Source organism: Pseudarthrobacter sp. Hb11 (genome assembly GCF_059383655.1).
In genome coordinates, this window is the sequence record NZ_JBWZCM010000010.1 from 32,999 (window position 1) to 53,282 (window position 20,284).

Genomic DNA, 20,284 nt, shown 5'->3' on the forward strand with positions numbered 1-20,284 from the left:
GAACTGTCCCGCGGGATGGTGGAACGGCTGGATCCCGCCAGCGCGTCCTTCCTGAACTCCAGCGGCCTGGCTAAGGCGTCGCCGATGGGCCTCGGTCTATACCGGATCGAGCCGGTAGGCAAGGTCGGCTCAGTGCGGACCCCCACCGTGCAGCTGGACGTCCGGCCCAAGGACCGGCTGGGGCTCAGTCGGCTCCTGTTCCTGCTCAGCTACGCCGGGGAACAGGGGTTCCGTCCGGATCCCGTGGCGGCCATCGAGGACCGCGAGCTGTGGAGCGCACTCGCTGAGTCATTGGCCCAGCTCGCGGAACGCGCCTTGGGGCGCGGTGTGCTGCAGGGCTACCGCACTGTGGACGAGTCACTGCGCACGGTCAAGGGACGAATCCGGATCTCGGACCAGATCTCCCGGCGGCCCGGCATGCTGGTGCCCCTCGAAGTGTCCTACGACGAGTTCAGCGAGGACATCGCCGAAAACCGCATCCTTCGCGCCGCTCTGGAGCGGATGGGACAGGTGCCGCGGGTCCGCCCCGAGGTGCTGAGCCGGCTCCGCCAACTCAAGGGAAAGCTCGACGCCGTCACCCGCCTTCCAGCAGGTGCCCCGCTGCCGAGGTGGACGGCCACCCGGATGAACCTCCGCTACCACCCCGTCCTCCGCCTGGCGGAGCTGATCCTCCGAAACGCCTCGGCCGAAGCCGGCCAGGGCAAACAGCAGACCGCTTCTTTTGTGGTGGACATGGCGCAGGTGTTCGAGGACTTCGTCGGCACGGCACTGCGTGAGGCGTTGGCGGAGTACCCGGGGGAGCTTCGGCTCCAGTACAACGCGCTCCTGAGTGAGGCGGTGCGGGATGCGGACCGCCTGTCCGTGCGGCCGGACGCTGTGCACCTGCTGGGCGGGCGGCCCGTGGTGGTCTACAACACCAAGTACAAAGCCGCCTCCGACCTCGGTGCCTCGCTCACGGCAGACCATTACCAAATGCTTGCCCACTGCACGGCTTTAGCGGTGCCCACGGCCTGGCTGGTCTATGCGGGGTCGGGGGAGGTCAAACTGCGCCGCATCCTCAACACGGACATCGACATTGTCGAGTTCCCGCTGGACCTGTCCAGGCAGCCGTCCGAAATCCTCGCCTCGATCGCGGAACTTGCCCGGCAGTCCTGGGGCGAAGTGGTCCGGCAGGCGCGCGGCGAAGGTTGACGCTCGCGCCGGGGGGGCCGCCGTCGTACGTCTTAGACGGGAACCCGGAACGTGAATGTGGTTCCCTTGCCCAGGGTGCTTTCCACTTCGATGGTTCCGCCGTGGGCTTCAACGATCGCTTTGCTGATCGGCAAGCCCAGGCCGACGCCGGGGATGGCTGTCCTGCGGACGCTGCTGGTGCGGAAGAATTTTGCGAAGACCTCTGAGGTGTCCTCCGGGTTCATGCCCATTCCGGTATCGGTGACCCGGCAGGCCAGGTGGCCGTCTTCCTGCGCCAGCGAGACCACCACGTTGCCGCCGCCGGGGGAGTATTTGATCGCATTGGACACCAGGTTGTCCAGGACCTGGGAAATCCGAGCCCCGTCCACGTGGGCCTCCAGCCGTTCCGGTGTGTCGGCCTCCAGCGCCACACCGGAAGCAGCCGCCTTCGGCATGGCCGAGGAGACGCTGTTGCGAACGAGGTCAGCCACGTCGACGGCGTGCGGAGAGACGATCAGCTGCCCGTTTCGGGTAGACAGCAAATCAGAAACCAGCGTCAGCAGCCGCTCCGAATTCCGGCGGACAATCTCCAGCATGCCCCGCTGTGATTCGTCCGGCTCATCGCCGAGCAGAATTTCCACATACCCGAGGATTGACGTGAGGGGTGTCCGGAATTCATGCGAGACGCTGGAGACGAAGTCGTCCTTGGCTGTCAGTGCGTTAACGAGGTCCGTGACGTCGCTGAACGCGATCACGGAGCCGGAGAACTTCCCGTCGGCGTCCTTCATTGCCCGGGCGGTGGTTACGAAGGCCCGTTGCTCATTGCCTGAGCCGAGCCAGACGAGGTAATCCGTGAAGGTTTCCCCGAGGACGGCACGGCGGACCGGGCGTTCCTGAACCGGGACCAGCGTCTTCCGGTCCGGCCCGAAAACGAGCAGCTGGGACTCGTTCGGGTCCGCTATGTCCTTGGGCCGTGCCAGTTCGTGGTTGATCCGCTGCTTCCGGTTCATGAGCACGTCATGCCCGTCGGCGTCCACGGCCAGGACGCCCAGGTGGACAGTGTCCAGGACCGTATTCAGCAGCGCTTCCTGGCGCTGGCTGGTCTGCAGGTTGGCCTGCAGTTGGGCATCTTTATCCTCCAGCTCGCGCTGCTGCCGGGTCATGCTCAGGGTTAAAACGCTGACTGAAACGCCGATGCCCAGCATCATCACAGGCAGGAGCAGGGACCGCGCGAGGTCCTGTCCAGTGACGCTGCCCTTCAGCACCAAAGGGACCCAGATGATGGCAAGCGGTGCCAGGAAGGACAGCCAAAGTGCTGCGCGGGGGTAATACCCTGAGGCGCACAGCCAGATCACCGGGAACACGGCCAGCAGGCTGATTCCCGCCAGGCTTTCCTGCCCACCCTCCCTGCCCATGGCAATGGAAACGAAATCCAGCAGCGGAATGATCAGGAAGCTTGTATAGGGCAGCCGCTCCCAAGGAACCAGGTAGCACAGAGCCATGATGGCCAGCTGTGACACCAGGAAGGCAATAAAGAGGGGGTTGTTCATGGTTTCCGGGAAAAACGCCCACACCAGGAAAGCCGTAAGGATTGTCGTGACAAACAGCGGCATCTGGCTCAGCGCCACCCGCTCCGTCAGCCGGTACTCATGGAAGGGCCGCCGAAAGAACCTTATCCGGCCGGACGACCATGCCATGGGGTCAGTCATGGCGCGAAAACTTACGGGACAAGGTGTGCGAGGCCATATCAGCAGGATATCCGCAGCGAGCTATACTTCAGACGTTGGCTGCTGAGGGGGCGCTATGAGTGATGCACGTGTTGGACTGGTCATCGAGGATGACCACGACATTAGGGAACTGGTTCGCACGGTGCTGACCCAGGCAGGCTTTGACGTGACCGTGGCCAGCAGCGGAGCGGAGGGCGTCCTGACGGCGAAGACCCTTAACCCGGACGTCATCACCCTGGACCTCGGGCTGCCGGACATCGACGGTTTTGAAGTGTCCCGGCAAATCCGTGAGTTCTCGGACGCCTACATCGTGATGCTGACGGCCCGCACCGAGGAGCTGGATACCCTTATCGGGCTCGAATCCGGCGCGGACGATTACCTCACCAAGCCGTTCCGGCCTCGGGAGCTGCGCGCACGCATCGCTGCAATGATGCGCCGTCCCCGTTCCGTCCCGGATCCGGCAGAAGTTTCAGGGATCGAGGCCTCGGCCGATGGGCAGGCGCATCCCGAGCGCGGGAATTACAGCCATAACGGGCTGGAGTTGAGTTATGCATCCCGCACGGTGACTGTGGACGGCGCCGAGATGAACCTGACCCGCACTGAGTTCGAACTGCTGCACGCCCTGCTGGAAGCAGGCAGGACTGTCCGGACCAAGTCGGATCTCGTACGCCGGCTGCGGGACGAGGATTACGACGTCGGGGGTTACATCAGCGAAGCCGACGAACGGTCCGTCGAGGTACATATGGGGAACCTGCGCAAGAAGCTGGGTGATTCGCCACAGAAACCGCGCTGGCTTCAGACGGTTCGGGGCGTGGGTTACAGGCTGGCTCCAGGCGAACACTGAGCCTGCAGACTTTTCATCGTCAGCCGGCTGCACCGTCTGATGGGTTTAAGGAACGAGGCAGCGAGCTTCGGGAGGACGACGACGGCGGCGTCAGCGTCAAGCCCTCCAGAACGGATTTCGCCCTCCAGGGCCCTGGCCAGGCCGGCGAGCCGCTCGGCTCCGACCATTTGGCTGGATGACTTCAGGCTCAGGACGGCGTCCACGGATCCGTCCAGGTCACCAGTGGTCAGGGCCAGCTTCAGGCGTCCGATGCGATGCGGGAGGTAGTCGATGAAATTCCCTACGAAGACACGGCAGTACCCCTCGTCCTCCTCGAGATCCTCGCGCAGCCGGTCCAGGATTCTCTGGTCCACGAGCGGGCTGCCGGCATCATCGGACGGGGCCATCATTGTCCTTTCGGGTGTGGTCTTCCACTCCGGAAACCCGGGGGACTAAGTGGGGCATTAGCTCCTCTTCAGATTAGGGCTGCTCCGCCTACCCAGTAGTGGTTCCGGAGAGAATTGCGGGTTTCTTGATGAGGCTGCGGGTTTTACGCCCAATACTTGAGTCGGCGAATGTCGTGTCAACAACGGGAACTATGGGTTCCACTACGTTCTCCTTCGAGGACCCGCTGCGTTTCGGAGTAGCCACCCCTGGCGGAGCCCGGGCTGCGGCGGAACTCGACGAAGTGGTGGCCCTCGACGGCAACAACTGGGGCACGTCCACCGCGTGGAGCAGCTCCTCGGCGTTTGCCTTGAATGCGGCACTGTTGGCGCGTCGCAGTTAGCTGGCGAGAGGGAATGGTGTTGCTCCGGACTCCTGGTGCTGCAGTCCTCCAAGCGGGACAACGGAGTCATCCTTCCGGACCCGCATCAAGAGCTTCTGGGGCAAAGGCCAAAGATTGCATCAAGAATGCTCTTTGTTGAGGCCCGCTCGGGAAGCGTGCGGGGCTGTTTCCAGGAAGTGCACCAGCTGGGCTTCAAGCGCAGAGCCATCCTTGAGTTCGCACTCCCAGACGGTGAGGACCTCCCAGCCGGCGTCCTCCAGCCGGCGGCGCTGGCCGGCGTCGCGCTCTTTGGTGCGTGACCGCTTAACCGCCCAGAACTCGGCGTTCGCTTTCGGCGCGTGCAGGCCCACCCGGCAGTCGTGGAAATGCCAGAAGCAGCCGTTGACGAAGATGACCTTGCGGCGTCCGGCAAAGACGAGGTCCGGATTGCCCGGCAGGCGAGTGCTGCCGGTCCGCCCATGCAGGCGGTACCGGTATCCCTTGGCGTGGAGTAGCCGGCGCACCAGCAGTTCGGGCTTGGTGTTCTTGCCCCGGATCCGGGACATGTTCCAGCTGCGCTGCTCCGGGCTCAGCTTGTCCGCCATGCGTTCAGTCTATGTTCGTAGGCTTAGCGCTCCGGCTGGTCTCCGAGCTGGAAATGCCGCCCGGTCACCGACACTGGCTCGATCTCGACGTAGAAGTCCTTGAGCGTTGGCACCCAGGACTTCAGCCCCAGCTCCTCCACGGCGGCCAGTTCGGCCGAATTGCTCAGGACCCGGGCTTTCCCACGAAGGACCACGGACCATGCCTCGTCAGAGAGGATGCCGTCGGCCTCGAAGAGAACTGCCGAGTTGATGGTCAGCTGGGCGAGCTTGTTGCCCGGAGCAGTCCTCAGATACAGCTTGCGGTTCGAGCTCACATAGTTGACGGGAAAGATGTCGGGTTCTCCGCCAACTGAGACCACCAACCGACCGTGCCTGGTCCCTTCCAACAGTCGCCAGGACTGCTCGCCGTTGAGTTCCAGGACTGGATTTCCGTCTGCGTGTTCAAACATCATGACGCCATTCTTCTACAACTCGTAGAAGTTCGCTAGGGGTTCGGCGGCCTTCTCCGGCTTGCTCTATGACTTTCTTCAGGCTGGGTGGGGTGGTAGAACCATGGCGGGTGCCTGTGGATAAGTCTGATCGCCGAAATGTGACCTGGGCTACCCTTAAGTCACTGTCCGGAGCATGCCGTCTTGAAACTACTGGGGGATTAGCGGCCCATGACATCGCACAACGTTCTCACGCCCCGCTTCATGCGTTCCGGCGCTGTGGCTTTCGGTGTTGCTGCCACGTTTATGCTGGCCGGTTGCTCGGGTGGAGCACCTGCAGATCCCGGCACCGCACCCCCGATTGCTTCAGAAACAGCCTCCTCCAGCCCTGCGGCCACCCCCACGGCGAAGCCCAGCGCCGTTTACAAACCAGCCGATGCATCTGGCCCCGCCCAAAACGTCCCTGTACCTGTGCTGCCGGAAGTGGCGAAGACGGAGACAAAGGAAGGGCTCGAGGCGTTTGCTCGCTACTGGTTTGAGCTTCTGAGCTATGGATATGAAACAGGCGACACTAAAGCGGTGTCGGCAATAACTAGCGCAAACTGCACAATGTGTGAACGAACGAAGCAAGTTCAGGGTGGTTGGCATGAGGACGGTCGCTGGCTGGCGGGCGGAAAAGTGAGTACGCCGGCCGTGAACACCACATTCCACAAAGCATCGGACGGCCAGTATCAGGTGGCCGTGCAGGTTTCCCAGGAAGCTTTGAGCTATTACAACGCGGATGGTTCGCTCGATAGCACTGACTCCAAGCCGGCGGACTCGGGAAGCCTGATGTTCGCAGTTTTTAGGGACGGCGCTTGGTATGTAAACACCATCGAGCCGATCGCTGGCTGAAAGTGAAAGGCGTCTTGCTTCGCAGCCTGCTGGGCGTCCTAGCCGCCACTCTTGCCCTCTCCGCAATGGGAATGCCCGGCCTTGGGCCTGCTAGCGCACAAACAACTGTCCGTGTAATTCACGAAAAGTTGGAGCCACCAAAAGCGTCGACTCCGCCAAAAGGCGTGTGGTCATCCACTGGGACAGACATAATTGGCTGGGCCCGAGACTCGGACACCGGTGATTTTTCTCCGCTAGCCCCCGGTACCGCGGATACCGACCCCAACGAGTACAAGTACGAACTCCAGTGTCACCTTGGCGGGGGCGACTTCGACACTTCCTGCCTTGCCCGGCAAATCGAATGCAACGACGGCCCTGACGGTGAAGAAGGTATTCCCGTCATCTGGCTTTCAAGGCCCCGCGGAGTCCCGGGTGCCGTTTGGGCCCGCCACTCGGGCCCGACCTGCCTTTACGATGCCCGACCTGAGGACCTGCTGCCCCGAATTGCCGCCGCCATCCAGCGGCAGTTCGAAAGCTTGCCGGTGAAGGCCGGGAGTGTGGTCGCCCAGCCCAGTCCTCATACGCTACGGGGTGCCGAAACCAACTTCTACGCCGAAGCGGTTGAACAGCAGTTCGACGTCACCATGTTCGGCCAGCGGGTGCACATCGTGGCTACCCCGGTTCAGTACACGTGGAACTACGGCGACGGCACGGTCTTCGGTCCGCAGTCGTCGATGGGAGGCCCGCTGCCGCAGGACCGGTGGGGCGAGAAGACGAGGACAAGCCACGCCTACGGAACTACGGGGGACTTCCAGGTCGTGCTGACCACCACCTTCCAAGGAACGTACTCGGTCAACGCCGGCCCTCCGCTGCCAATCCCCGGCCAAGGCCAGTTCAGTGCGCCGCCTCAGACAGTCAGCGTCTGGCGATCGCTTACCCGCAACTATGCCGACGACTGCATTGTGAACCCGCAGGGACAGGGGTGCCCGGGAGCCGGGGCGACGCGCTGATCTCCTGTCGTGCCCCTTAGGCGCATGCACCACCGGCACTCACCCTGGCCGCGCCGCCTGCTACCCACCCGCCCTGGTACCCGAACCGCCATCATGAAGGTGTGTGATTCCCGCCGCATCCGGAATAGTTGCACGCGCCGCCCAGTTGGACCAGACAGAACGTTGAAAACTTCGAAAGGACGCGCATGCTGTTTTCCCCTCTGGCCCTTGGCGAACTTGAACTCCCGAACCGCCTGGTGATGGCACCCCTGACCCGCCTCCGCGCGGGTGAGGATGGCATCCCGGGACCCATCATCGCGGAGCATTACCGCCAGCGCGCTTCCCTTGGCCTCATCGTCAGCGAAGGAACCTACCCCAGCCCCGCCGGCCGCTCCTACCCCGGGCAACCCGGCATCGTCACCGAGGAACAGGTGGCCGGCTGGAAGAAGGTCACCGACGCCGTCCACGCCGAAGGCGGGCGTATGTTCGCCCAGGTCATGCACGGCGGCAGGGTCTCGCACCCGGACATCACGGGCGGCAACACCATCGTCGCCCCCAGCGCAGTAGCTATTGAAGGCGACGCCCGCACTCCCTCCGGCAAGCAGCCATACCCGGTGCCGCACGCACTGACCACTGACGAACTGCCGCTGGTGATCCAGGAATTCGTCGCCGCCTCGCTGAATGCGATTGAGGCCGGGTTTGACGGCGTGGAGCTGCACTCAGCCAACGGCTACCTCCTTCACGAGTTCCTGGCACCGAACTCCAACGTCCGCACGGACAGCTACGGTGGTTCCCCCGAGAACCGCGCGCGTTTCGTGATTGAGACGGTCAACGCGGTTGTAGCAGCGGTCGGCGCCAACCGGGTGGGCATCCGTATCTCCCCGGAGCACAACGTCCAGGGCATTGCCGAGGTGGACGCGGCCGATGTACGCGCAACGTATGAGGTGCTGGTGGACAGCATCGCCCCGCTGAACCTCGCCTACCTCAGCATCCTGCACCACGAACCGAGCGGCGAACTGGTCCAGGACCTCCGCGCCCGCTTCGGCGGCACCTTCCTGGTCAACACAGGTTTCAGCGTCGTCACCACCCGTGAGGAAGCCGTTGCCCTGGTGGCCGACGGTCACGCCGATGCCGTCGTGGTGGGCCGTCCCGCCATCGCCAACCCCGACCTGGCCCGGCGCTGGAACGAGAGCCTGCCGCTGAACGAGCCTGACCCCTCCACCTTCTACGCCGAAGGCGCCAAGGGCTACACGGACTACCCGGCATACGCGGGTTAAACGTCCCTTCAACAGCAAACGCGAATACCAGCAAACACGCGAGAAAACGACGACGGCGGCACCCGGCCTGGGTGCCGCCGTCGTTTGCTGCTCGGTGTGCTGTCCCGGCAGCGGGCGCCAGGGCCATCCCACGGCCTCCAGCAAGGTGAAGTTGGCCCACCGGGCTCCTCTGGGGTCCCGGCGGTGATCAGATGCTACTCCAGCAAATGGAGTTTTACTAGAGGCCGGTGCAGCGTCTGCCGGACAGGCTAGAGAAGCGCCTCCCGGCCTGTTCCTTCCTTCATCACGAGCTTGCCGTCCTCGATCGAAACGAGCACACTTTTGGGCTTTCCGCTGACCTTTGTGATCGCCTTCAGGCCCCGGTTGGTCACTTCGACTCCCACCTGCGCGCCCTTGGCCGGCAGCTCTATGGACACCTCGGATGCGATGCCGAGAATCGGATTCGTGGAGACGTCCAGGTCCCGCCGCGCCTGCTTGCCGTTCACCGTCACGGTGATGTTGGCTTCCTCGAACCCCTCCTGAAACACAATGAGCAGTTCCCGCATGATGCCCTCTTCCTCGAGCGATGGGTGCCTTGTGACGGTAGTCCAACTACAGCACTTTGTGGGCGGCAGCGGAATACCTTCCGGGCAGGGCAGCACGCCTCCGCGGCAGTGGAGCCGGACGAGCGCTTAGGGCAAAATGTTCTGGTGACCCAACTGCCGCACGCCCCTTCCCCTGCACCGTCCACCCCCGCGAAAAGGGAGGACGGAATCTACAGCCAGATCGCAACCGAACTGGGCGTCAAAGCCTGGCAGGTGAAGGCAGCCGTGGAACTGCTCGACGGCGGTTCCACCGTCCCGTTCATCGCCCGCTACCGCAAGGAAGCCACCGGGACGCTGGACGACACGCAGCTCCGTGACCTCGACGAGCGCCTGCGCTACCTCCGGGAACTGGAGGACCGCCGTCGTACGGTGCTCGACTCCGTTGCATCCCAAGGCCAGCTGACCCCCGAGCTGCAGAAGGCGATCCTTGCTGCGGACACAAAGTCCCGGCTCGAGGACATCTACCTGCCGTTCAAGTCCAAGCGGCGGACCAAAGCCCAGATCGCGCGTGAGGCAGGCCTGGAACCGCTTGCCGAGGCGCTGCTGAAAGGGCCCGAGCTTCATCCGGAACGTGAAGCCGCCAAGTACCTTAACCCTGAGCATGCCGTTGGTGACGCAGCTGCTGCACTCGCCGGTGCCAGGGCCATCCTCGTTGAGCGCGTGGCCCAGGACCCGGACCTCGCCGCCACCCTGCGCGAGCGCCTTTGGACGCAGGGGCGCATGGTGTCGCGCGTGAAGAAGGGTAAGGAGACCGAGGGCCAGAAGTTCGCTGACTACTTCGAGTTCGCGCAGGCGCCGGCCGGCATGCCGTCGCACCGGGTCCTGGCTTTGCTGCGTGGCGAGAAGGACGGCGTCCTTGAGCTTGATCTCGCCGAGGCAGACCCCACGGACGACGGCGCCCTTGCCGCCGCGCGTTCACGGTACGAATCTGCGGTGGCCCGGTGCCTGGGGGTCGCCGACCGCGGACGGCCCGCCGACGCCTGGCTGATGGAGACCGCCCAGTTGGCATGGCGGTCCCGCGTGCTGGCCCGGCTGACAGCCGACCTTCGCGGCAAGATGTTTGCAGCTGCCGAGGATGAGGCGGTCCGCGTTTTCGCTGCGAACCTTCGGGACGTGCTGCTGGCCGCGCCTGCCGGGAACCGTGCCACGCTCGGTTTGGACCCCGGGCTTCGAACCGGCGTCAAGGTAGCGGTGGTGGATGGCACCGGCAAGGTCGTGGCCACAGATACGGTCTACCCCCACGCTCCGGCACGGAAGTGGGACGAGGCGCTGGCGACGCTGGTGCGGCTGGCGCAGCAGCACGCCGTCGAACTGGTGGCCATCGGCAACGGCACTGCATCGCGCGAAACAGACAAACTCGCCGCCGAGCTGATCAAGCGGCTGCCGGACGTGGAACGGAAACCGCAAAAGCTCGTGGTGTCCGAAGCCGGGGCCTCCGTCTACTCGGCTTCCGCTCTCGCTGCGGCTGAACTGCCGGACATGGATGTGTCCCTGCGCGGGGCGGTGTCCATCGCCCGCAGGCTGCAGGACCCTCTTGCAGAATTGGTTAAGATTGACCCGAAGTCAATTGGCGTGGGCCAGTACCAGCACGACGTGACGGCGTCGAAGCTGGACCGGAGCCTGGACGCTGTTGTGGAGGACTGCGTTAACGCCGTGGGCGTGGACGTCAACACCGCTTCGCCCGCGCTGCTCAGCCGGGTGGCCGGCGTCGGGCCCCTGCTGAGCGAAAACATTGTGGCGTACCGCAACGAGCACGGGCCGTTCGCCAAGCGGGCCGAATTGAAGAAGGTGCCGCGGCTCGGTGCCAAGGCGTTCGAACAATGTGCAGGCTTCCTTCGCATCACCGGGGGAGCGGAACCTCTGGACGCCTCCAGCGTGCACCCCGAATCGTACGCTGTGGCCCGCAAAATTCTTGTTGCCGCCGGTTCTGCGCCCGCCTCCTCACTGGACCCGAAGGAGTTTGTGGACGACACCTTCGGGCTGCCCACGGTGCAGGACATCCTGGTGGAGCTGGACAAACCCGGCCGTGACCCACGTCCCGCGTTTGCAGCCGCTACCTATTCGGAGGGGATCGAGAAGATTTCCGATCTCAAGCCGGGGATGGTTCTGGAAGGGACAGTAACCAACGTTGCCGCGTTCGGAGCGTTCGTGGATGTGGGCGTCCACCAGGACGGACTGGTCCACGTCTCGGCACTGGCAAACCGCTTCGTGTCCGATCCCCGCGACGTGGTGAAATCCGGGCAGGTGGTCCGAGTGAAGGTCCTCGAGGCAGACCCCGAGCGGAAGCGGATTTCGCTGACGCTGCGGCTCGACGACGAGCCTTCCTCGGGTGCGGCAGCTTCCGGCAGAGCCGGTGGTAAGCCGAAAAACCAGGAGCGGGGCAGGACCGAAAGTGCCGGGCGCGGAGGCAACCCGAATGCCGGGCACGGTGGAAAGCAGGGTTCCGAGCCCGCTACACGGCAGGAACGGGAACGATCGGGTGGTAGGCCGGCACGCAACGCGCCGGTGCCTGGCCGCGGCTCTGCTTCCCAGCCGGCCCCAGTGAATACCGCGATGGCTGAGGCGCTGCGGAAGGCTGGGCTCGGTAAGTAGTTCCGTTCGAGGCGCTCGGGCTCTTGGGTGTTAGATGCGGCAGCCGCCTGGCACCTACTGCTTAGGCCAGCGACAGCACGAACGCGAGGACGAATCCTGCGGCCGTGCTGAGAGCGACGGCAGGACCGCCATGTTCGTACGCCTCGGGCATCAGCGTGTCCGCGAGCGATGCGATCACCGCACCGGCAGCAAACGCCAAAGGTATGGAGATGGCCTCCGGGTCCACTCCGGAGAGCGGTCCGGCTCCCACTACGACGGCGATGACGAGCAGGACCGCACACGCCACCCACAGCCCGAGGATACTGCCGGTCGACCTGCCCTGGCTGCGCATGGACGCCGAGCCTACCAGCGCTTCCGGGAAGTTCGATACGAAGATAGCTGCCAGCAGCGCCAAGCCGCCGGTTCCCTCGCCCAGCGAGATTCCGAGGGCAACGTTTTCCGGCACACCGTCCAGGGTCACGGCAGCCAAAAGCGCCAAGCCAGCTGCTCCGCGGGTTGAAGCAGATGTGGCGGATTTGTCGCTGGCGGCCGCGTCGGTGTCCAGCTTGGCGCTGCCCTCGAACTCGTCCGCAGGCGTGGCCTGTTTCTGTTCTCCGGCCTGCGCCCACCGGTCCAACAGCGCGCTGAGGACCGTGAACACCACTGCACCGCCCATGAGGCCGATGGCTGCGCGGAGGATCCCACCGCGCTCGTAAGCGTCTTCGAACAATTCGAAAGCGAGGGCAGTGATAAGCGAGCCGGCGGCGAAAGCCAACAGCATGGCCAGGAGACGCTTGGGCAGTTCGAAGCGGACGCCGACGAAGGCACCAACGACTAGGGCGCTGGATGCTATGACGCCAAACCACAGCGACATCATCATGTCGCAAGTATAGGAGTGCGCCGCTGACGTGGGAATACATACCTGGCCCTCCACCCGCTGAGCGCACTTTCGATGATGAGGTGTTTCTGCAAAGGTGGGTTCATGACCTATTTCCTGGAGTACACCATCCCTGCCGCAACCAACGATGCCGGGTTTGAGTTCCCGCACGATGAAATCAACTCAGGTGCCACCATTCCACTGACCCAGACGAATGCTGATGTAGTGCACACGCCCGAACTCCCGGCGCGGACAGGCATCATCGGGGCGACTGTTCCCGAGGCAAAACTGGAGGCAGAGCAGCTGATCACCCACAGCCGCGCAACTGAAGCATCGCTGTACTTCGACCCGTCCAACTCCTTGAACGCTGGAGTCGGAACCCTTGTGGCCACTTTCGATGAGGGCCGCGGCTGGCAGGACGTTTAGGACCTAACGCTTGGGGTCCAGCTATCGGCCGAGGAAACGGGGCCGGCCGAATTGGGTCCGGACCCCAGGCGAATACAGAACAGACTCCGGCGGGCCGTCCACTGCAATCCCCGCGGCTGCCATCAACCCATCGTTCAGTTCCAGCACGTTTGCCCCGTACAGGGGCCATGGTTCGTGTGTATTAGGGATGTAGACCGTATGGCCCTTGAAAGTGCTATGCAGCCCGAAGCGTGCAGTCAGATGAGTGGACAGGGGATCCTCCACAAACTTGCCAAGATCCAGCGCCGCACGAAAAATGCTGCTGGCGCCCTGCCTGAACCGGCGAACTGAGTAGCTGGTGACAGGGGACCTGGCGGAGGGCGGCTCGTAACCTGTGCGCGACCAGACATAGGGCAAGTCAGCCGCCCGAGCGGCCAGGACCACGGGCAGCCGGTTGGCGTCCAGGCTCAGAAAAACCACACCACGTGTACCGTCAGGCTCCCTGGAGTAAAGGCGGACATTGACCTCAGTGAAACTCCCCAGGTGGGGGATGCCTGGTCCGCGTCCAATCCCAGCCTCCTTCATGCGGAAGCCGATAAGGCCCGCCCAGGAGCTTCCGTCGAAGGTGTCCGGCTGCACGCCCCGAGGCATAAACCGGGCAGCAACGGGTTCCGGAATGCGCCAGTGGAGGAAAACGGCGTCGATCCAACGCTGATCCATGATGACTGGAGGAGGTAGCTCCTCCGGCATCGGCCACCGCGCCGCCCCGTCCTGGTGCTGTTTCATCGCCCTCCTGCTGGTTCATCGCTTGAGTATCTGGGAAACATGGCCACCGCCGTGAGGAATGGCCGCGGGAAAAGCCTTGCTGACTGGGCGCTCGTCGTTGTAGAGATGCTTTGAAGCCTAACGGAGCTCGTCGGAAACCAGCAGGAGCCCTCCGCAGGGAGGTACGGCTTGCTGGATGTGCGACGGCGGGTGGCAACTCCGGTCCGGTGGGAACCCGTGGATTCCTCCCGGTACAGAGCTGCTTAACGGGCCGGGCGCCGTATTCCTGCCTGGGTTGTCATTCCGGTGGTGTTTATTTCAGTGGCGGGCCCTCACTGCCGGGGTGGTGGGGGTGGTTTGAAGTAGGTGTTTTGTTGGGGTTTTTGGTGGGGGTCGATGTGTTTTGGGGGTGTGTACCAGGGGGTGCCGTTGATGGTGGTGATGGTCCATTGGTCTTTGTGGATCAGGTGGTGGTGGCCTGTGCAGAGGAGTGCGCCGTTGTTGATGGTGGTGGGGCCGCCGTGGGACCAGTAGGTGATGTGGTGGGCTTCGCACCAGGGGGCTGGGATGGTGCAGTGGGGGAAGGTGCAGCCTTGGTCACGGGCGGTGAGGGCGAGGCGTTGGGTAGGGGTGAAGAGCCGGTTTTTGCGGCCGAGGTCGAGTAGTTCGCTGTGGGTGCCGAGGATGGCGGGGATGATGTCGGCGTCGCAGGCGATTTTGCGGAGGGTCGCTGGGGCGACGGGTCCGGTGAAGACGAAGTTCCCCGTGCCCTTGCCGGTGCCGGTGCCGGGTGGGTTGTTGTCGGTGTGGGGGAGGAGGTCTTGGTAGTTGATGGTGGCGATGATTTGGGGGCGGTTGCCGCCGGTGCCGGGCAGGGCGTTGGTTGCGAGGGCAACCTTGGCTGCGCCGACGAGGCCGTCGAGTTGTTTCTGTGGCCGGGTGCGGCGGTCCAGGTCAATGTCGCCGTGAACCCAAACGTCCTGTCCAGTGCCAGTGCCAGTGCCAGTGCCAGTGTTGGTGCCAGTGCCGGTGCCCGTGCCAGTGCCGGTGGTGGTGCCAGTGCCGGTGCCGGTGCCGGTGCCGGTGGTGGGTGTGGTGCGGGGGTTGGTGGCGGTGTTCATGACGGTGAGGAGGTGTTCGTACTGGTCGGTGGTGGCGAAGATTTCGAGGTGGTGCAGGCCGTGGTGGGGTTTGCGGATGAACGCGCCCTGGGTGTGGCGGAGGGCTTCTTCGCTGGGTTCGGTGCCGTCGGCGTCGATGGTGTCGGCCCAGCGGCGGGCGACGCGGGTGAGGAAGTCCGGGTCCGTTGTCGCGGCGGTGGTGGTGAGGTTCTCCTCGATCAGCGCGAGTTTCTCCGGGGTGGTGAGGTGTTGGAGCCGGTTCAGGGTGAGGCTGATGATGGTACCGGCACGGGATGACACGACCGGGCCGGCCGGGGCCTGACCGGGCAGCAGGACTGCATCGGCGCCGGTGGTGTCATCGGTGTCATTGGTGTCGTCGGGGTTTGTGGCGGGTGTGGGGGTGAGGGCGGCGGCGAGGTGTTCGCGCGGGGCCGGGATGGTGTCGCCGGTGAGGGTAGTCGCGGGGAGGATGTCCGCGGCGAGGGCGAGCCGCCGGTGGGCTTCACTCTTGCTAATGCGCAGCCGCTGGCGGAGGAACTCGGCGGTGTTGACGCACCCGTCATCGGCCGGGGAGGTGCTGACCCGGTCACGACCCGCCGTCACAGTCCCGCCAGGGCCGGCAGGTGCTTCACTGGGCCAGGCTGCGTCCGTTTCGTTCAGGGTTTCCACGCCGTTGTCCCAGCCGGTGACCCAGCCCTTGCCTGTCCGGGAGCGGCCGGCCCGGGCGGCGTCCGCGGCGGCGATGGCCCCTGTTCGGGTCCGGTCCACGGTGCCGGCGGCCAGGATCTGCAGGTACTCCACGCCCCGGGAGAGGTCCTCAACCTGCCCGGCGAAATCGGCGGCCTCCACGTAGTCAGCCGAAGCCAGCAAACCAGGTGCAGCAGCAGCGGCAGCGGCCAGGAGCCGGCCAATATCTGCGAGGCTGAGCGGGGCACCGGCACCGGCACGCAGCCAGGTAGCCGGGGCGAGGGTCTCAGCTTCACCGGGCACAGCTTCGGAGGACTCAGCTTCGGCAGGCTCAGCTTCACCCGGCACAAATTCAGCCGGCAGAGCTTCGGCAGACTCAACTTCGCGAGGTGTGGGCGTGGCGGGACCGACGCGAAGGCGAGGTCTGGAACTGGTGCGAGAGTCGTCGTCGTACGCTCCAGGGCCATGTGCGGGACTGGTTCCAGCCCGCGTCAGCACGGCGGTAGAACCGCCGAACTCCGCAAGCTGATCCCCCATGGCTCCCATAGGACAACTCTGCCAAAGACCACCGACAAAAGTGCGTGCAAGAGTGGCTATGTGGATAACTTACGCAGGACGCATCCCAAAGAAATCAGCGCGAAGTAGCTTCCGCGGAATCCGGCGTACGTTCTTCCTTCTGCCACGGCCAGCGTCCCGTAATTTCCAGCTCCAACGAAAAGCTCAGGAAAGTCCGGATCAGCACAATCATGGCCAGGACTCCCACGCTTTCGAACGTCGGCGTGACAGCCACCGTGCGAATGATGTCAGCCGCCACCAGGAGTTCGAGGCCCAACAGGATGGATCTGCCCAGCAGCTGCCGATAAAGGCGGTAGGTGCTGAGGCTTTCAGCCCCCGCCGGCAAGTTGCGCGGCTGGCGTCCACGGAGTGCCAGCGGAATGGAAACCAGCGCCCCGATGACCATAACGGCCACTCCGGCAAAGTCGACAAACTCTCCGACCGTCTCGATGATGTGCTTAAAATCCACGGTTGCAGCCTCACTTGCGTCGCGTCAAAGCTGTTGGCGTCCAGGTGACAGCCTAAGCGCTGATACTCAGGGGAAAGGCCACAACCTACGGGTGCCGGACCCCGTTCCCGGCAAGAATGTCACGGTAGCCCTCGCGGAACGACGGAAAGTTGAACTCGAAACCAGTGTTTCGCAGGAGTCGGTTGCGGCAGCGCTTGTTACCGCCGCGCGCCGGCCCAGCGTCTCCCAGAAGGGGCTCGGCCAAGACCATCTCGGCGGCCAGGAAACGGAGCACGGTACCGAGGTCGGCGGGTTCGTCGTCCACACCAACATAAACGGGCGCCGGTTCGAGGGCCATGGTGGCGAGATGAACGATGGCAGCAGCGGCATCGTCGCGATGGATACGGTTGGTGTACCGGACATCTTCCGGAATGATGGCTGAACCGCTGCGCACCTGGTCGATCAACCGGGTCCTGCCTGGGCCGTAGATGCCGCCCAGCCGGAGCGAGGCCGCCCTCGTCCGTGTCCCACTAAACCTGGCGTGCAGGAGTTTTTCGGCTTCCAGAAGGACCCGTCCGGAGAATCCGCCGGGAACCGCTGCCGTACCCTCATCAACCCAGCCGCCGCCGGCGTCGCCATAAACAGCGGTGGAGGAGACAAAGAGGACCCGCTCCGGCGTAACGCCGTCGCGCTCCAACGCGTCAAGGACGTGGATGAGGCCCCGGACGTACGCGTCCCGGTAGGCCTCCTCCGTTGGTGAGTCGGCGGCTACAGCTATCACGACGGCGGTGGTGTCGGCAGGCACCGGCGGAAGGTTGGGAGCGCTCAGGTCAGCCGCCACGCCTTCGATAACCGGCGGCAGCTTCGCAGGGGAGCGGCGCCAGCCCACAACCCGGTGACCCTGCGCGGCGAACCGCAGTCCTGCTTCCGTTCCAAGATCGCCGCAACCGGCCAGGAGGATCGTCATGCCCTACGGTGCCTCCACCGGGAAGAACACCCGGGGGTCCTGCAGGAGTGCCGGGTAAGCGAAGGCAGACCTGTCGATGATCTCGGTGACGGTGAAGTTCCTGCCGAACCTGCCGTCCGGGAGCGTGATGGGCCGGCCCACTACCTGCCCGACCGCAAACTTCGTGCCGTGCTCGAACGGGACCGCTACGGGGGTCTTTCCCGGGAGTGTGGAGAAGGCTTCCTCCTGCGCCAGGCGCTTGCGGGTGGGCTTCTTCACGCGCTGTTTCGGCGGTGCCTTGCGCGGCTGCTTGGAGGGACGGCGGGACGAGTCCTCGATGTAAACAGGGGTGTAGTCGTCGTCGGCATCAGTAGCGGCGGCAGCGGTGAAACCATGCACGGGCGGCAGTGCCACGGTGTCCAGCGTCTGGGGATCGACGTCGTGATGCGGCGACCGGAGGATCCAGAGAATCTCCCCCTCGGGTTCCTGCGGCAGAAACTCGTGCTTGGGCTCGGGCCAGAGGTAGTCCATGTCCGGAACCGCGTCCGTGAAGACGGAGCTGTAGAACTTCGGTTCCTTGCGCACAAGCTTTGAGCGGTGGCTGAGGTGGAAGTCCTCATCGCCAAGCCACGGCGGCATCGGAATTTTTGAAGCGTAGTCCGGGTGGGCGGCCTGAGGGGCGAACTCTGTGATGTTCGCGCGGGTCTTGTCCGGGTGCCCGCGTTGGGTCCACTCGTCCACCATCGCCAGCCCGTACATGGTCAGCGCAGGCACGTACCCCATCCACATCCGGATGGCCGGGTGGGTCTGCCAGCCGTATCCGGGAATCACCAGTGCGCGGAGCGTCTGCAGGGCTTCGACACGCTGCTTGCCGAGCCGGGCAGTATCCAAGGAAGCGGCGCTCTGCCGGAAATCGGGGTACGGAAGGAAGGTTTGCATCCATTCAGTCTGACGGCAGCCGGCTGATGTGCCAATTGCAGTGCCGGGCACCACAAACGCGGCACCAAAATGTTCACATCGTGGACCATTACATACACCGGACGGACGGAACCACTAAGATCACCGCAACCACCCCAGCGTTCTGGAAGCCCTCTCATGACATTCACACCTGAAAACTCCGCCGGAAACACACGCTCCTTCGCGCCCCGCTACGGGCAGATGCTGAGCCCGGAAGCTAAGGGCATCCTGGTCCTTGACGAATTTACCATCGACCCCGAAGCCGCCATCAAGGAACAGCATGGCTTCCTCGCCGGTGTGGCCGCCGTCGCCACAACTATGCGCCGCATCGCCGCGTTGCGCGTGGTGATCGCGGCCGTGGCCATCGCTAATCTGCCGCTCTTCCTGCTCTCCAGCGGATGGTGGATTTACGGCGTCTCACTCACCCTCGTCGTCGGCGTCCATGCTGCCGTCACCTGGCTGAACCGGCACGAGCCGAGGCTGAAGGAGCGGTCCGCCATGGAGCTGCACCTGCACCGCGAACGCAGCGCCAACTACCGCAAGGTCCGCGACGCCGTGAAGTACATGATCGATACGCCCAGCCGGATGAATGAGCACCTCTACCTGGAGCTCCTGGCCGCCAAACGCGTTGCCCTCAACCTTGCGCACGGCACCGTTGCCCTCCTGGACACGAGCGACGACGCCGCCTGGAAGGTGCGCATCGTCCGCGAATTGCCGGCAGCCAGCTAAGCATCCGGCTTCAACAACTTAAAGAAAGTACGACGCCGGCCCGCCCCTTGTGGGGGCGTGCCGGCGTCGTTCTGTGGTCAACGGAATTTGTCTATCGCCGACCGATTTGGGAGCCCTTGCGGGCGTCAGGCACTACCGTGCCACGTTCGCGCGGGAAAGGATTCACGCGGGAAGCTGGATGACCTGTCCCTCGAAGACGAGGTTCGGATCTGAAATGGTGTCCAGGTTCGCGTCGGCAAGGTGCTGCCAGCCGCCGTCGACACCCAGTTTCTCAGCCACGATGCTCAAGGTGTCGCCGGCCTGCAGGGTGTAGGTCTCGCCGCTCAGGGCAACCGCGGTGACGTGCTTGGCGACGGGCGCCTGGGCAGCGGGCGCGTTCTGAACCGGGGCCGCTTGGACTGGGGCAACCTGGGCGGGTGCAGCCTGAACCGGCGCAGCCTGGACCGGAGCGGCCTGGACCGGCACGCTTTGTGGTGCGACGCCAGTGCCGCCTCCGCTGAGGCCAAGCTGTGCAGCACAGGATGGCCAGGCACCCCAGCCCTGCGACGCCTGGACCTTCTCGGCGACCGCAATCTGCTGCTCGCGGCTGGCGTCCGCGGCTGAACCCGTGCCGCCGTAGGCTGCCCACGTGCTGGGGCTGAACTGAAGGCCGCCGCTGTAGCCATTGCCGGTGTTGGTGGCCCAGTTACCGCCGCTCTCACACTGCGCGACGGCGTCCCAGGTGGGGGCGCTTGTAGCGGCGTTTGCCCCGGTGGCCGAGAGAGCGATCCCTGCGGCCGAGATGGCGGCTACGGTGGCGCCGCGGCGCGCGGCAGTACGGAATTTGGTGTGTTTCATGATGGTGATGCTCCTGAAGGCCACCTGCGCTGGCTCCGTCCCCGGAGATCGTCGCGCCACTGCCCACCCCTGACGAATAGAGGTCAATTTCGGTGGCTGCCAGCTGGGCAGTTCTGGTGGGGGCAGCACCGGGCATTCATGCGC

Annotated in this window: 21 protein-coding genes; 9 read left to right on the forward strand and 12 right to left on the reverse strand. The window is 64.4% G+C overall.

The genetic code is table 11. The features are described 5' to 3' along the window. The first annotated feature begins 15 nt into the window (after window positions 1-15). Window positions 16-1,191, forward strand: coding sequence for a 5-methylcytosine restriction system specificity protein McrC (locus AC50X7_RS13825; protein WP_494979630.1), 1,176 nt, complete (start codon window positions 16-18; stop codon window positions 1,189-1,191). Window positions 1,192-1,223: 32 nt separating this feature from the next. On the opposite strand, the gene AC50X7_RS13830 is transcribed toward AC50X7_RS13825, so the two are convergent. Further along, a complete protein-coding gene (locus AC50X7_RS13830) occupies window positions 1,224-2,879 on the reverse strand; it encodes an ATP-binding protein (RefSeq protein ID WP_494979538.1) in 1,656 nt (551 codons plus the stop codon). Between the two features lie 94 nt (window positions 2,880-2,973). Between AC50X7_RS13830 and AC50X7_RS13835 the strand changes: the two genes are divergently transcribed. Further along, entirely contained in the window at window positions 2,974-3,741 is a 768-nt protein-coding gene (locus AC50X7_RS13835; protein ID WP_494979539.1) for a response regulator transcription factor, read from the forward strand. Here the strand turns inward: AC50X7_RS13835 and AC50X7_RS13840 are convergent. Then, on the reverse strand, window positions 3,714-4,127 hold the full coding sequence (locus AC50X7_RS13840; protein ID WP_494979540.1) for an Hpt domain-containing protein: 414 nt from the start codon (window positions 4,125-4,127) through the stop codon (window positions 3,714-3,716). The two genes, AC50X7_RS13835 and AC50X7_RS13840, sit on opposite strands and share 28 nt — an antisense overlap. 191 nt (window positions 4,128-4,318) lie before the next feature. Here AC50X7_RS13840 and AC50X7_RS13845 point away from each other — a divergent pair, with 191 nt between their 5' ends. Continuing rightward, window positions 4,319-4,507 (forward strand): hypothetical protein, encoded by a 189-nt coding sequence (locus AC50X7_RS13845; RefSeq protein WP_494979541.1) that lies wholly within the window; start codon window positions 4,319-4,321, stop codon window positions 4,505-4,507. A 119-nt stretch (window positions 4,508-4,626) separates the two neighbouring features. Here the strand turns inward: AC50X7_RS13845 and AC50X7_RS13850 are convergent, their stop codons facing one another. Beyond that, a complete protein-coding gene (locus AC50X7_RS13850; protein ID WP_494979542.1) occupies window positions 4,627-5,091 on the reverse strand; it encodes a very short patch repair endonuclease in 465 nt (154 codons plus the stop codon). 23 nt (window positions 5,092-5,114) lie between these two features. Beyond that, window positions 5,115-5,543 carry a pyridoxamine 5'-phosphate oxidase family protein gene (locus AC50X7_RS13855; protein ID WP_494979543.1) on the reverse strand — a complete coding sequence of 143 codons (429 nt, stop codon included), beginning with the start codon at window positions 5,541-5,543 and terminating at the stop codon, window positions 5,115-5,117. Window positions 5,544-5,750: 207 nt separating this feature from the next. On the opposite strand from AC50X7_RS13855, the gene AC50X7_RS13860 reads away from it, so the two are divergent. From AC50X7_RS13860 to AC50X7_RS13870, 3 genes are all read left to right on the forward strand, one after another. Continuing rightward, window positions 5,751-6,413: a DUF6318 family protein gene (locus tag AC50X7_RS13860; protein WP_494979544.1), complete on the forward strand. Its 663-nt coding sequence runs from the start codon at window positions 5,751-5,753 to the stop codon at window positions 6,411-6,413. A gap of 164 nt (window positions 6,414-6,577) precedes the next feature. Further along, on the forward strand, window positions 6,578-7,402 hold the full coding sequence (locus tag AC50X7_RS13865) for a hypothetical protein (RefSeq protein WP_494979545.1): 825 nt from the start codon (window positions 6,578-6,580) through the stop codon (window positions 7,400-7,402). 185 nt (window positions 7,403-7,587) lie between these two features. Then, window positions 7,588-8,658, forward strand: a complete 1,071-nt coding sequence (locus tag AC50X7_RS13870; protein ID WP_494979546.1) for an alkene reductase — start codon at window positions 7,588-7,590, stop codon at window positions 8,656-8,658. A 248-nt stretch (window positions 8,659-8,906) separates the two neighbouring features. Here AC50X7_RS13870 and AC50X7_RS13875 read toward each other — a convergent pair whose 3' ends face one another. Beyond that, complete coding sequence (locus tag AC50X7_RS13875; protein WP_104044724.1) at window positions 8,907-9,203, reverse strand: hypothetical protein; 297 nt, start codon at window positions 9,201-9,203, stop codon at window positions 8,907-8,909. Window positions 9,204-9,347: 144 nt separating this feature from the next. Here AC50X7_RS13875 and AC50X7_RS13880 point away from each other — a divergent pair, with 144 nt between their 5' ends. Then, a complete protein-coding gene (locus AC50X7_RS13880) occupies window positions 9,348-11,834 on the forward strand; it encodes a Tex family protein (protein ID WP_494979547.1) in 2,487 nt (828 codons plus the stop codon). A gap of 61 nt (window positions 11,835-11,895) precedes the next feature. Here the strand turns inward: AC50X7_RS13880 and AC50X7_RS13885 are convergent, their stop codons facing one another. Further along, window positions 11,896-12,693: a ZIP family metal transporter gene (locus AC50X7_RS13885; protein WP_494979548.1), complete on the reverse strand. Its 798-nt coding sequence runs from the start codon at window positions 12,691-12,693 to the stop codon at window positions 11,896-11,898. Window positions 12,694-12,795: 102 nt separating this feature from the next. Here AC50X7_RS13885 and AC50X7_RS13890 point away from each other — a divergent pair, with 102 nt between their 5' ends. Beyond that, the gene (locus tag AC50X7_RS13890) at window positions 12,796-13,116 is read left to right on the forward strand and encodes a hypothetical protein (protein ID WP_494979549.1); all 321 of its coding nucleotides are present in this window, start codon (window positions 12,796-12,798) and stop codon (window positions 13,114-13,116) included. 21 nt (window positions 13,117-13,137) lie between these two features. Here AC50X7_RS13890 and AC50X7_RS13895 read toward each other — a convergent pair whose 3' ends face one another. From AC50X7_RS13895 to AC50X7_RS13915, 5 genes are all read right to left on the reverse strand, one after another. Next, a complete protein-coding gene (locus AC50X7_RS13895; RefSeq protein WP_494979550.1) occupies window positions 13,138-13,881 on the reverse strand; it encodes a YqjF family protein in 744 nt (247 codons plus the stop codon). Window positions 13,882-14,192: 311 nt separating this feature from the next. Further along, window positions 14,193-16,214, reverse strand: coding sequence for an HNH endonuclease signature motif containing protein (locus AC50X7_RS13900; protein ID WP_494979551.1), 2,022 nt, complete (start codon window positions 16,212-16,214; stop codon window positions 14,193-14,195). Window positions 16,215-16,299: 85 nt separating this feature from the next. Continuing rightward, complete coding sequence (locus AC50X7_RS13905; protein WP_494979552.1) at window positions 16,300-16,692, reverse strand: DUF1622 domain-containing protein; 393 nt, start codon at window positions 16,690-16,692, stop codon at window positions 16,300-16,302. Between the two features lie 85 nt (window positions 16,693-16,777). After that, complete coding sequence (locus tag AC50X7_RS13910; RefSeq protein WP_494979553.1) at window positions 16,778-17,638, reverse strand: SDR family oxidoreductase; 861 nt, start codon at window positions 17,636-17,638, stop codon at window positions 16,778-16,780. 3 nt (window positions 17,639-17,641) lie between these two features. Further along, entirely contained in the window at window positions 17,642-18,556 is a 915-nt protein-coding gene (locus AC50X7_RS13915; protein ID WP_494979554.1) for an MSMEG_6728 family protein, read from the reverse strand. Between the two features lie 156 nt (window positions 18,557-18,712). Between AC50X7_RS13915 and AC50X7_RS13920 the strand changes: the two genes are divergently transcribed. Then, window positions 18,713-19,303: a hypothetical protein gene (locus AC50X7_RS13920; RefSeq protein WP_494979555.1), complete on the forward strand. Its 591-nt coding sequence runs from the start codon at window positions 18,713-18,715 to the stop codon at window positions 19,301-19,303. A 162-nt stretch (window positions 19,304-19,465) separates the two neighbouring features. Here the strand turns inward: AC50X7_RS13920 and AC50X7_RS13925 are convergent, their stop codons facing one another. Further along, a complete protein-coding gene (locus AC50X7_RS13925; protein ID WP_494979556.1) occupies window positions 19,466-20,140 on the reverse strand; it encodes a transglycosylase family protein in 675 nt (224 codons plus the stop codon). Window positions 20,141-20,284: the final 144 nt, after the last annotated feature.